General features: G+C 53.9%; 7 protein-coding genes. 3 read left to right on the forward strand and 4 right to left on the reverse strand.

Translation table 11 applies throughout. From position 1 onward, the window contains the following. The 3 genes from VFE46_14575 to VFE46_14585 form a co-directional block, all read left to right on the forward strand. Positions 1-3,336: autotransporter-associated beta strand repeat-containing protein (locus VFE46_14575; GenBank protein ID HZZ29220.1), on the forward strand; the 3,336-nt coding region annotated here is incomplete at its 5' end. Between the two features lie 242 nt (positions 3,337-3,578). Continuing rightward, a complete protein-coding gene (locus VFE46_14580) occupies positions 3,579-6,656 on the forward strand; it encodes a DUF4982 domain-containing protein (GenBank protein HZZ29221.1) in 3,078 nt (1,025 codons plus the stop codon). A 39-nt stretch (positions 6,657-6,695) separates the two neighbouring features. Then, the gene (locus VFE46_14585; protein ID HZZ29222.1) at positions 6,696-8,588 is read left to right on the forward strand and encodes an alpha-L-fucosidase; all 1,893 of its coding nucleotides are present in this window, start codon (positions 6,696-6,698) and stop codon (positions 8,586-8,588) included. Positions 8,589-8,602: 14 nt separating this feature from the next. Here the strand turns inward: VFE46_14585 and VFE46_14590 are convergent, their stop codons facing one another. The 4 genes from VFE46_14590 to VFE46_14605 all read right to left on the reverse strand — a co-directional run. Continuing rightward, complete coding sequence (locus tag VFE46_14590) at positions 8,603-10,414, reverse strand: alpha-L-fucosidase (protein ID HZZ29223.1); 1,812 nt, start codon at positions 10,412-10,414, stop codon at positions 8,603-8,605. A gap of 64 nt (positions 10,415-10,478) precedes the next feature. Beyond that, positions 10,479-11,690 carry an alginate lyase family protein gene (locus VFE46_14595; GenBank protein ID HZZ29224.1) on the reverse strand — a complete coding sequence of 404 codons (1,212 nt, stop codon included), beginning with the start codon at positions 11,688-11,690 and terminating at the stop codon, positions 10,479-10,481. Positions 11,691-11,741: 51 nt separating this feature from the next. Beyond that, complete coding sequence (locus VFE46_14600) at positions 11,742-13,031, reverse strand: alginate lyase family protein (GenBank protein HZZ29225.1); 1,290 nt, start codon at positions 13,029-13,031, stop codon at positions 11,742-11,744. Between the two features lie 205 nt (positions 13,032-13,236). Further along, the coding region (locus tag VFE46_14605; GenBank protein HZZ29226.1) for a PEP-CTERM sorting domain-containing protein at positions 13,237-13,447 on the reverse strand (211 nt) is incomplete at its 5' end.

Raw genomic sequence — 13,447 nt, forward strand, 5'->3', positions numbered from 1 at the left:
GTTTCAGGTAACCCGGCTAACCTCACTTGGACCGGCGCCGCGGATACTACTTCCTGGGATATCGGAGCAACGGGCCAACAAAATTGGACGAGCACCGCCCCGACCGATCCAAACCGCTTTTACAACCAGGACAGCGTTACGTTTGCCAATTCGGCCAACTTCACGGTAAACATCATCGCGAGTGTGCTTCCCTCGTCGGTCAATTTCACCAACGACGCTTCCCACAATTACGTCATTAACAGCTCCGGTGGCTTTGGAATTGGAGAGTCTGGAAGCGGTACGTCGTTGAGCTTGAATGGGCTTGGTTCAGTAACGTTGAACACCTTGAACACCTATGCAGGAGCAACCAATGTCAATTCCGGGCAATTGATTATCGGCGCGACGGGGGCCATTGCGGGGTCCACATTGGCCATCGCGCCATCGGCCACTGCGACCGTCAATACCGGTGGTTCGGTAACTTCCACCAGTGTCAACGTCAGCGGCAATTTGTTTGCCGGCGGGTCCGTCGGCGGCACGACGATGACGGTCGGCGGCACAGGCATTGTCACCGTAACTTCGGGCGGCAACGTCAGCACGACCACCGCCAATATCAACGGCGGCGGCGTAACGGTTCAAAGCGGCGGAACGCTGTCCAGCCCTGCCGTCAACATTAACGGGGGATCAGTGACAATTCAGCCCAGTGGCACATTGGCCAGCACTGCACTCTCGATTGCCACAGGCACTTCGCTAACAGTTCAAGCAGGCGGTTCAGTTTCGGCGACCCCGAGTTTAGTCAATAACGGAAGTGTGGTTCTTGGTTCCGACCAGAGCTTTGGCGGTTTAAGCGGCACAGATACCACGGCAACAATCAATGTGAACGGCACACTGAGTGTTGCTGGCAATGGAACGTACGCCGGGACCATCATCGACAATAGTCCTACGAATAAAGCCAATCTTACAGTAGCCAGCGGTACGTTAACACTTACCAATGCCAATCCCTACACTGGCAATACTACCATCAACTCTGGTGCTACGTTGCAAGTCGATGCCGGAAGTAACACCGGTAACCTAAGCGCCACAACAAATATTATCGACAACGGCACCCTGATTTATGCTCGCACTGGTCCACAATCGCTGGGCAACGCATTCAGCGGAACGGGTGCTTTTCGACAAATCGGCGGCGACACATTCACTTTGACTGGGAATAACGTCAATTTCTCCGGCGCCATCCAAGCATACAGCGGGACCGTTATTCAGAGTTCCACTAATGCCAATACGCTAGGGTCCGGAGCGGAGGGGCTGGTGATTGGCACGCCCGCCACCTCGGCCATAAACACATCGGTTGGCTCGATTGTACTTAGCAGTGCCATATCCGCCACATCCGTCGGCAGCATCTCCAGCACCAGCGGCAGCACGACTGCCAATCCCATGCCGAACACACTTGTTATTCCCGCTGGTGTAACGCTGACCGACGCTGGCGGCTTTACCGTGGGACCGGGTCAGGGCGTATTCACCACGTTGGCGGCAACCGGTGGCGGCTCGCTTGCGATTAACGGAACCATATCTGTCGGCGGCGCAAATGACACCGCGATTGCCGATCTATCTGCGCTCAATAGCGTTACCATTACCAATGGCACAGTGAACATTGGCAACGCCTCTCCATCGAACGGCACACTGACACTTGCAAATACAACCGTCGGCGCAAATGCTCCCGTCAATGTTATCAACACCGCGACCATGAATTTTTCCACAACCGGCACGGCGACCCCAGGTACGGCGTCCGTCCTGAACTTGGGTTCGGGAAGTAATACCATTAGCGCCAGCACCATCAACTTGGGCACCGGCCGCGGCGCTGGTGTTATTCAATTTGTCGCCGGCGCACCGTCAACCGCTACGTTGGCAATTACCGGCAACCCAACCATTAACATGGCGCTAGCCAGCACCAACGGCATGCAAACCTCCATTCCTGCTGTTCTGAACCTGGCCGGGCATAATGTCAATGTGCAGGCAGGTAGTATCAACATGGCCATCGAAAGCGCCAATCTTGATGGCGGAGCATCGGCTTCAATCGCTTTCGATACCGGCACATTCACAGCGGGAACGATCACCATGGCTGGCGATACCGGCGGTAGCAGTCTCATAGGTCCGACGGCGACAATTACTCTTGGCGGCGCCACACCCAACAACACCTCCACAAGCGTCTTTAATTCTTCCAACATTGTCATGGGCAACTTTACAAACACGAACGGCTTTGCAGTGGCATCGGCCATCGCCACGGCCACACTTACCATTAATGGTGGAACGGCGAATGTGACTAGTGGCAGCATTACCAACAACAGCACTCGAGGAACCACCAATTCCACGTTAACACTGGCCGGTGGTACTCTCAACATGAACGGCAATTTCATTGGCGGCACCGGCGGAGTGAATAGCGGCAATGGACCCATCACGGTCAATTTGCCCACGTCCGGACAAACCGCCGCCTTGGCCAACCTGGGCAGTAGCGGCATTAACGGGGCAGGGCTAAACATGAACGGCAGCGGCACGCTCATCCTGGCGGGAAGCAATTCGTACAATTCCGGGTCGCCGATTGCAACGACAGTCAGCCTGGGAAATCTTGTACTAGGTAATGCACATGCCATTGACTCCACCGGAGGCGGCGTGGCACTCAGCGGAGGTAATTTGGGCACTGGAGGTTTTGTCCAAACCATTCCCGGAAGCCTTACCTTATCGAGCAGTGCACATCTCAACCTGGGCCTTGGTGGTCAATTCGGCGGCGGCGCCGTTCATTTCAACGATAGCAGCACTGTCAATAACGGCATCGTGTGGGATGGCAGCTCCACGTTGACTATCGACAATTGGACGCATGGCGTCGACCACGTTTTCTTTGGCAATGGACTGAACAATGATGGCTTCGATGGGCTAGACGCTTCGCAACTCCTCCAGGTTGCATTTGCTGGTTTCCCCGGCACGCCATCGTTTGACCCGGCCACCGGAGAACTAACGCCGCCGAATCCTGGGCCGACGTTCCTGCTGGGCGATGTGAATGGCGATGGTCATTACGATGCGGCCGATATTCCTGCTGAAGAGCTCGCCCTGATCAATTTAAGCCATTACCAAAACGCAACGGGTAATCCATACGGAATCAATCTGACCACCGATGAGATGGATGCCGTGTTAGATCAAAACCACGATGGAGTAATTAACAACATCGACATGCAAGCTTTAATCAATAACTTACTTGCTGGCCAGGGAAGCAATTCAGTGGTTCCTGAACCAGCCAGCTTCGTATTGCTAACCATCGGCGGCACGTTGTTGCTCCTGCGCAAACGTCGGAAAGGCATTACGGTCTCTTAGAGCACCCAAAATACGATTGGACGCAAGTCCGTAGTCACGTTAAATGTGGCCACGGCTTCAATCGCCAAGCCGAGCCCGCCCAGTTCTTTTCCCCCCGAACCCTGGCGGGCTCGGCGATTTTTTGGTGCGGTGCTGGGCGGTAGAGAAGCCGCTTGGTATCCTATAGATCGGTGCAATTCGTCGAGCAAAACCGCTCTTCTCCTGCGCACATCTTTGCAAAGAAAGTCCTCATGATTTCTTCCATGGCCTTCAGGACGATTGTTTTCATAATAGGATTATTGGGCAGCATGTTGGGCGCGACCGCCGGCGCCGACGAGCGGCTCATATTGAATTTCAATCCGAACTGGAAGTTCATCAAACAGGATGTTACGGGCGCTCAACAGCCCCACATTGACGATCAGGGTTGGACGACGGTTTCCGCACCGCACACTTACAACGACATTGATACCTTCGATGATTGGTCTCTTCCTGGCCACCGCGGCGAGCAAAATCAATGGGCCGGGCGCACGTGGTATCGAAAAACATTTAACGCGCCAGAATCGTGGAAAGGGAAGAAGGTATTCATCGAATTCGAGGCGGTCCGCCAGGTCGCCGAGGTCTATCTAAACGACAAGCTTCTGGGGGTATGCAAAACAGGCTTCACCCCCTTCGGGTTTGATCTCACTTCTGAGCTGCACTTTGGCGGGGACAACGTGCTGGCGGTGATGTGCGACAATCGGTTCATGAAGGACCCGGATGATCCGAAAATCATCGAGGCGGCAAATCAGGCGGGGCTTGCCACCGGCAAGAAGGATGTTGCGCCGGGAGGTGACTTGGCCACTTTAATGAAAAAGGTGAACGAGAAAATTCCCGAAGGCGTGGACCAAATTCAGTCCGACCAAATTCCGTGGAATAATCCGCACTGGCACCCGGCACACGGAGGCATTTACCGCAACGTGCGGTTAATTGTTACCGATCCGCTTCACATCAGCTTGCCTTTGTACAGTTTCTTGCAAACCGCCGGCCCTTACGTATATGCCAGTGATATTTCCGAGCAATCGGCCAAATTTACTGTGGAAGTTCCACTGGAAAACGGCCGAACGGGGGACGAGCACGTAGACGTGACTGTTGAAGTTCTGGATCACGAAGGCAAATCGGTGGCCACAGCGAAACACGATGATTCTATTGCTGCCGGCAAATCGACGGTGTTCGCAATTACCGGCGACATTAAATCGCCGCAGTTGTGGGAGCCAGATTATCCGTATTTATATCGCGTTGTTTGCACTGTGCGTGCCAACGGCCAAGTATGCGATGCCTGCGAACTGCCCTTGGGCATTCGAACCGTTCGCTGGGATGCGGACCACGGCTTTTTCATTAATGGCCATCATTTAAAATTACACGGTTGGGGACAGAAGCCGACGGACGAATGGCCGGGTTTGGGCGCCGCTCAGCCCGATTGGATGCATTTTTATACGCTGGAGTTGATGAAAAATGCTGGCGGCAATTTTGTGCGCTGGGGTCACTGTGCCGCTAGCCCGGCTTGCATTGCCGCAGGAGACCGTTTGGGAATTATTTATGATCAGCCCGGCGTCGATGGAGAATCGGACACCGTTGGCGCCGCTTGGAAATTGCGGGCGGCAGCTTTTCGCGACGTGCTGATTTATTTCCGCAATAACCCTTCCATCTTGATTTGGGAAGGCGGTAATCAAAAGGTAACCCGCGAACATGCTGCCCAATTGCGTGGCTATATGGATCAATATGATTCGCATGGCGGCCGTGTATATAGCCACCGCCGAGCCGACAAGACCACTGCAGAGTTCATGCAAATTTGCCTGGGCACCGAAGGCGGCCGCGAAATCGCCAAATTGCCGGTGGTTGAAGCCGAATACGACCGCGAGGAATCTCCGCGCCGTGTTTGGGACGACCAATCGCCGCCAAATTTCGGCTACCCCGAGGCCAAGGGTCAAACCTACCAACTCAACTCAGAGCAATATGCGGTCAACCAGGTTAGCCAATATGTGGGCAAGATCGGGGCGGAAAATCACTGCGGCGGCGCCAATTGGATTTTCAGCGATAGCACCAGCGGCGGCCGGGTGGCGTGCGAAGTTTGCCGTGCCGGTGGTGAAGTCGACGGAGTTCGCCTGCCGAAAGAAGCTTACTATGTTTGCCAAACAATGTTTCGTGATGATCCACAAGTGCACATCATCGGACACTGGAATTACCCAGCCGGCACCCATAAAACCGTTTACGTGGTGTCGAACGCGGACGAAGTTGAACTGTTTGTGAACGGCAAATCACTGGGGCGCGTGAAACCAAACGACCGATTTTTATTCTCATTTCCTGACGTGGCTTGGGAAGCCGGTGAAATTAAAGCCGTGGCCTACCGCGGCAACAAGCAGGTGGCCGCCCAAACCAATCACACCGTGGGCGCGCCTGTGGCGTTAAAGATGACGCCAATCACCGGGCCAGATGGTTTACATGCTGACGGTTCCGATACTGTGCTGATTGACGTAGAAGCGGTGGACGAACAGGGCCAGCGCTGCCCTACGTTTCAACAACGCGTCGATTTCGATATGGAAGGCCCGGGCATTTGGCGCGGCGGCTATAACAGCGGGAAAATTAATACCATCAATAATTCCCACCTCGATTTGGAATGCGGCATCAATCGTGTGGCGATCCGTTCCACATTGACACCGGGCCAAATTGTGTTGCGTGCGAATAGCGCCGGGTTGCGTCCCGTCAGTCTGACGGTAAATGCTCGGCCCGTAAAAATCGACGGCGGCACGACTTTGCCTTTCGCAACGATGCCCGTCGTGGCGTTGCCAAAACAGCATGCCGGCGCAGCGTTGGTGACCAGCGATCCCGCCATTCGTACTTCTGATTCGACCCAGCCGGCGGTGCGGGGGCAGTTCATCAAAAACTTTTCGTACTCCGGGCCAACAAAAGGCGTGAATGTTGAGTCCGATGCGCAAACCGGAAAAAAAGCATATGGCGATTGCGACACAAAATTTGTTGACCTGCCTCGCGTTCTGCGTGGCAGCGATTGGATTCAAGCGGCCAAGGCAGATCGCCTATATAGCGCAGTCGATCTGATGGAAATTCCGGTGCCCGCTCATGCCGTCATTTACATTGCCCATGACAATCGGCTCAATCCTCCGGAGTGGCTTACCAAGCAATTTGAGCCGACCGACATGAGCGTGACTATCGACGGCCAAGCGATGAAAGTTTTCCGCTGCGAAGTTACGAGCGAAAGAAGTTTCACGTTAGGCTCCAACACCGATCACAATTCTAGCGCCGAGTGCAATATGTATTTGGTGTTTGTAAACGCCGCACCAGAGTAAATCTAGCGTCTGTTTGCTTGGAGTGAGGAGAATAGTATCATGATCCAAAATCGCGCCTTAATTTTGTGCCTGCTGGGGATGTGTTTGTTGCCACTCGACCAGGCCCGGGCCCAGATGCAGATGCAGGCGGAAAATCTGCCGGCCACTGAACAAGCGCGTCGGCGAGACGAGGCGGCGGCTGCCGAAGCCCTCAAAGGTTGGTGGACCGCAGCGCTGAAAACGCGCGACGACCGGTTGAATTGGTGGCGCGACGCTAAATTCGGCTGCTTCATTCATTGGGGCGTGTATGCCGATTTGGCCGGCGAATACAACGGCCGCAAAAGCGGCTCCTACTCTGAGCATATTATGCGGCAACTCACCATTCCGCGGCAGGAGTATTTGGACGAAGTTGTCTCTAAGTTCAATCCCGAAAAATTCGACGCCAATGCTTGGGTACAGTTAATCAAAAACGCCGGCATGCGGTACATCGTAATCACAGCCAAGCATCACGATGGATTTGCCATGTATCCGTCGCAGGTCACCAAATACAACATTACTGACGCTACGTCATTCAAGCGCGATCCCATGCAGGAGCTTTCCCAGGCTTGCCGCGCTAACGGCCTTCGATTCGGATTTTACTACTCGCATGCCTTCGATTGGGAAGACCCCAACGCTCCCGGCAACGATTGGGATTACAAAAACCCTGGTGGCGACAAACATTTGTTCGACGAAAGGCTGGGTGCCGGTTATCGGACTTGGTACGATGTGCATCCTGAGTTGGTGGAGCGTATTAAAAAATACGTGGACGACAAAGCCATTCCGCAACTCCAAGAGTTAATCGCCAAATACCATCCCGATATTCTTTGGTTTGACGTGTCGGGCAAGCTCCCGTTTTCGGAGCAAATTCGAATTGTCAAAGCCGTGCGCGAGGCCGACCCCAACGTGGTGATTAATGGCCGCGCGGCCCGCGGTTTGGGAAAGAATTTTGGCGATTACGCCGACACCGCCGACAATCCGGCGGAAGTGCGCGAAACCGAAGGCGATTGGGAAGCGATTCCAACAGTCAACAATTCCTATGGCTACAACAAGCTCGACAACAACTATAAAACACCCGAATTCTTCATCCAGTTGGTTGCCAAAATTGCAGCCAAAGGGGGCAACACTTTGTTGAACATCGGCCCCAAGGGGGACGGAACCATTGATGAAAACGCCACGCGCATTCTGGAAGGCATTGGCCGCTGGATGAGTGTCAACGGTGACAGCATTCACGGCACCACGCGCACATCGCTGGACCGGCAGGCCTGGGGAGATTCCACGGTTAAAAGCAACATTCTTTATTTGCACGTTTTCCAATGGCCAAGCGACAGCAAATTGGTGGTCGGAAATCTCGACGGAGAAGTAGTTCGGGCCTATTTGCTGGCCGATGCGGACAAACACCTGCTCGCAGCGCGCCGTCTGAATAATAAGGATATCGAAGTAACGGTCCCCAACGTTGCTCCTGATGCTACCGACTCGGTCGTTGTTTTGGAAATGAACGGCCCCGTGCATGGCTCCCAGGGACGGCTACTGGCGACCAACGTCACCCAAAACCAACTCCTCGCATTCGATGCCACGGCCAGCGGAAAATTCAGTTATGGCGACGGCAAAGCGAACCGCTATGCGGTAACCGGTTTTAATAACCCCGACGATTATTTAGCGTGGCCCATTCGATTGAACGCGCCAGCAACCTTCGATGTTTCAGTGCGATGTGCTCTCCGCAACAGCGCAACTTTAGTGGTTCAGGCAGGAGAGCAAACGGCAAGTGCGCCGGGCAATGCGAATGATTCGAAAAAAAATCCAGTTATCCATCTCGGCCAAATCTCACTTCCCACTGGCGAATACGAACTGCGGTTCAAGCCCGAGCAGGCTGCCGAAGTGAGCTTGTTCGAAGTATTCTTGAAGCCGAAACAATAAACCGCCGGCATTTGTCAGGGGACCGGCGTCAGCGTGATGTTCCGCAAATTCATCACGTATTTATTTTCGGGCACTTTGTCGGCCTTGATGGCGAATTTAACCGCGCTCGGCTGGCTGATTTCAATCGTGCCCAATTTCATTTCCTCGTAAGTGTTCGCGTTTTTCGTCCCTTGCACCGTCCCGCTAAGCGATTGATTTTGCGCGGTGAACGTGAAGCTGGCACCATCCCGATCATTTGATTGGGCGTACAACAGCGTTACGTCGAATTTGCCTGGGTGGTTGACTCCGATTTTCCAACTGATGGCATCTTTGGTAGTGCGCCAGTGGCCGATGTTCTGAACGGATTCCCCTTCCACGCCTGCCCCGCCGGAAATGTCGGCATCTTGCGGCGTCAAGCGAATGGTTCCGTCTTCCGCTTGTTTGGGCAGCGGAATGGCAGCGAATTTAAGCTCCCCTTCGGGCTGCAGAACAATCATGGTGGTGTTTTCGTCGGGCGCGGTGGTTGGCACGTCGATTACCAACCCGTCCGGCGTGGCCTTCACGGGAAGCGGTTTGTTTGGTTCAATCAACAGCGATGCGGTCGCTCTTTCGTTGAGCAAAGGCACCAGCAACTTGCCGTCGGTTGGCCAATCAAACACGCTCAGATACAACTTGCCATTTTTTTGCATGCAACGACCCCATTTCAATTGCTTTTCAAACGGGCTGGCTGACGTGCCGTAAATGGCTTCGCCGTTCACCTTCAACCACTCGCCCATTTCGCGTAGCCGCAGTTGCTCCGGCTCCGGAATTTCGCCTTCGGCATTGGGACCTACATTCAGCAGATAATTGCCGCCTTTGCTGGCAATGTCGATCAAATTATGCAACAGCCGCCGGGTCGATTTGAAATTGGTGTCGTACGATTTGTATCCCCAGGTGTCATTAATGGTCATGCACGTTTCCCAGTCGCGGCCCGGAAAGCCTTTGGCGGGAATGGTTTGCTCGGGCGTTTCGGTATCGCCTTGGAAGCCGCCTCCAAGGCGATTGTTGCTGATGATGCCAGGCTGCAGCTTTAGCAAATCGTGCAGCGCAGCGGCTCGTTCTTTCGTCATTTCACGGGGCGTATCCCACCACAGCACAGCAACCGGACCGTAGTTTGAAAGGATTTCCTTCACCTGTGGAATTGCCACGGTTTGCAAATAGTCGTCAAACGAGCCTTGTTGTGCTGGATCCCACCAATCGGTTTTGCGGCTGCCGCGGCGGATGACCGCGCCGCCCGGATGGTTCCAATCTTGCGATTGTGAATAATAAAAGCCTAATTTAATACCCTGCTTCTGGCAGGCGGCGGCCAATTCCTTCAGCGGGTCGCGTTTGAACGGCGTATCGTCGACGATGTTGAATGGAGAAGCATCCGATTTGAACATGGCAAAGCCGTCGTGATGCTTCGAAGTAATGACAATGTATTTCATGCCGGCTGCTTTGGCCAGCGAAACCCATTCATTGGCGTTGAACTTTACAGGATCGAATTGCTTGGGGTACGCGGCGTATTTGTCCATTGGAATTTCGCCGTAATTTTGAATCCATTCGCCGATGCCATTTATTTTTTTGCCGTCGTAAGTGCCGGCGGGAACGGAATAGACGCCCCAGTGAATGAACATGCCGAACCGGGCATTTCGCCACCAAGCCATGCGCGCATCGTGCTCGGCAGGAGTTTCTTCCGCATCAGAAGTTGCTGAAGTCGAAGCGGCGGCATCAGCGGCGCGGGCTGGCGTAGCGGCACTGGGCATTTTGGCAACAACAAATGGCAGTAATGCTAGAGATATTATTCGTAGCGGGCGCTGGGCGTGCATCGAAGTTTCCTTTAATTCAAGCATTTCAGCAACAATGCTGTTCACAGATCAGCAACAATGTTGTTCAGTCGATCCACAGCAGGGGGTGGCGAATCGGCAAATTACGAATGACTTCCGCATTTGTCGGATCGGCCTCCAGTGTTTTCCACAGCTCCAAATATTTGGGCTCGTGGAAAGCTAACCCGCCGAACAACAAGAATGGCGAGCGTACCGGCCAGAATTCCCAATACATAACGTCGGGTGGCTTTGGCCATTTCGATTTGTCTTGCACGTACGGATACAAATATTCCACAGCGGCATGCATGTTACGGCCGTCCGATGTGGTATAAGTCCACAAATTATCTTGCGGTGTGGAAAGTATTTGGCAAACCGTGGCCATGGCATCGGCGTTGAAAAGCGAATAGCCATATGGTTTGGTGCGTGCTAGTTCTTTGGGAAAACTGCCGTCGGCCGCCATTTGATTAGGCAACAATATCTCCTTAAATCGCTTTCGGCATTCGGACAGCATTTCCTCGTTGCCAGTGAAGCTGGCAAAGGCGGCAGCTTGCATTACCCAACACGTTCCGTGATTGTTGGCCGCTTTCTTTTCGTCCAGTCCGTTGTGCGAAGTGTTCATCCAGTTCAGATAATCGGCAAACCATTTTTTGACGCCTTGAAGTGTCTCTCCCTTGAGAATGCCGGCCTGTTCCAGAATTTGCGCACTGCGGGCCACTTCGATTAAATGCACGGTGTCGATCACGCCAATGCCGCGGCCTTTGCTTAAACCTTTAATCGCCTGGGCATATTCCAAATTTGGATTCATCCGGGTTGCTTCGTCGACGAACCACGCTTGCAAGTGCTTGATGACCGCATCGGCATATTTTTTTTCGCCCGTCAAACGGTAGGCGCTGGTCAGGGTGCCCGCATGAATACTCAAGCGGATCATCGCGTGCCGATGGTCCACAAAATTATCAGGGTTAGTCATCCCGTCACGGGCTTTATAAGGTCCCTCCGGATTATTAGGATCGGGCCACCAATAATCTGCTTCGGAATAAAAATCGTGCGGACCACCGGGACTACGCGGGCATTGCGAGGCCGTGACCGTAATCGGCGCGTCAGTCAAAAATGCATCGGCGGCTTTCAGAATGCGGTCGTGCTCCAATTGCCGGATATCAAGTGCCGGTGTCGCGGAGCTGGAAGGCGCCGGCTCTTCAGACCAAGCGACACAGGCCCATGGGCTCAGCAGCAAAATGCTTAATCGAATCGAAATGCGAACTGTCGTTCGAAAGGAGGGCATGTCCAAACTCTGCAAATAGGAGATGATTGATCGAACGGGCGGACCAGCCGATTATCGCAATAATTCATGCCAATTGGTATTGTCTTTGGATAGCTTTGCCAAGGCCGCCGAATAGCGCTCGTCGGGATACTTAAGAACCGCCTGTCGTAAGATGCCGGTGAATCCCGCTGGGGACCAGCCGCCGAGTTGCTGATACGACCATTTTTTTTCGCCATTGGCGTAGGGGAGCAGAAAATCGATGGCTTGCTGAATGCCGCGGCCATCGTCAGTGTGGAAATTCCACAAATCCACATCGACGTGCTGACCCAACGTGGCCAAAACCATCAGCCCCGACAAATTGGCAACGCTGTAGCTCCAAGCTTTGGTGCGAGCCAACTCCAAAGGTTCGCGGCCGTCGGGCTCAATTTGCACTGCAATGCGCTTAGAGGCAACCTGCTGCAAGGTCGCTTTCGCCAACTCCGTTTTGCCCAAAAAGAATGCGTACGAGGCCACTTGCACATCGTAATACGTTCCATGATTGTTTTTGGCGGCGGCTTCGTTTTGACCATTTTTACTGTCGATCATCCATTGCAGAAATTTGCCGTACCAATTTTCCAGGCTGCTTTGGTTTTCGTCGGTCCACGATTTCGAGCCGTGCAGCAAGCCGATGGAATCGACCAGCCGCGCCAAGCAAATCGATTCAATCAATCCCGTGCCACGACCGGTATTCGTCCCGGGCACCGCTTGCGCATATTGCAAATTGGGATTCATCCGGGTATCCGAATCCAAAAACCATACGCGCAGGAATTGGGTGGCTTTATCGGCGTACGATTCATTGCCGGTGAAGTAATAGGCCACGGCTAGCGTTTCTACATTACCAGCCATCCGATTCATGCTCTGATGATTTTTCAACCTGTTGATTTCCGGATTCCGCTCCCCGTCGCGGCGAATGTAGGGTGCGCCTTCCGGCTGGGCGGGATCGGGCCAAAAGTACGGCGCCTGACTCATGTAATCGTGCTTGTCGCCGCTGGGAGGCGTGTAATCTTTTTCGACCACCGACGGCGGCGTTTCGCTCAACAGCCGTTTTGCGTCGTGCTCCAGTTGGTCCACGGCGGTAACCACACTGGAGTCACCGGCTCGGGATTTTTCTTTTTTCAATTGAAGTCGGTGCGCATCGAATAGGAACACCCGGGGTAATGGCGATGCCGTTGAATCAGCCGGCAATGTCGCAGCGGCTGGTTCATGCTTTTCTGAAGCAGACTGAGCCAATGTCCTGCCCAAGGGCCAGATCAGTCCAAGGCCCATCACAATCGCTAGAATCAGCGGTCCCTGCTTGATAAATGGGTGACGAAGGACCTTCATGCAAATGTTGGGCTTTGCGCCAGGTAGGACTGTCAGCTTGGATGGTGATCGTTTAGGCCTTACAAAAACTCGCCGAGCCCGCGCTGGGCTCGGGGGGGAAGAAAACCAGTCGGGCTCGGCTACAGAAATTAAACACTTCGCAACGTTTGAGGGACGCTGCCGAAGTTGATTCCGTCATATTTTTTGTTATGTCCCCTAACTTATTTCAGGCGACTCCCTTCGGCGAGGCGATTTTCTTGCGACGCCGCGAGACCAGCAGGGCGGCGGCGCCCATTCCGAGGAGCAGCCAACTGGTGGGTTCGGGCACGGCGCCGGAATCGCTGCCGTGGCCGGCCAGCAGGAAGTTGATCAGCGCTTGCTCGTCGATGTTGTTGTCTTTGCCGTCCGCGTTCACGTCCAGGATGGTTTGGATTTGC

This window comes from Pirellulales bacterium (assembly GCA_035656635.1).
Lineage (GTDB): Bacteria > Planctomycetota > Planctomycetia > Pirellulales > JADZDJ01 > DATJYL01.

Bases quoted from the DNA above. Each gene is read 5' to 3' on its own strand.
- VFE46_14580 (HZZ29221.1), top strand. From the start codon at position 3,579: ATGGCCTTCAGGACGATTGTTTTCATAATAGGATTATTGGGCAGCATG.
- VFE46_14585 (HZZ29222.1), top strand. From the start codon at position 6,696: ATGATCCAAAATCGCGCCTTAATTTTGTGCCTGCTGGGGATGTGTTTG.
- VFE46_14590 (HZZ29223.1), bottom strand. From the start codon at position 10,414: ATGCACGCCCAGCGCCCGCTACGAATAATATCTCTAGCATTACTGCCA.
- VFE46_14595 (HZZ29224.1), bottom strand. From the start codon at position 11,690: ATGCCCTCCTTTCGAACGACAGTTCGCATTTCGATTCGATTAAGCATT.
- VFE46_14600 (HZZ29225.1), bottom strand. From the start codon at position 13,031: ATGAAGGTCCTTCGTCACCCATTTATCAAGCAGGGACCGCTGATTCTA.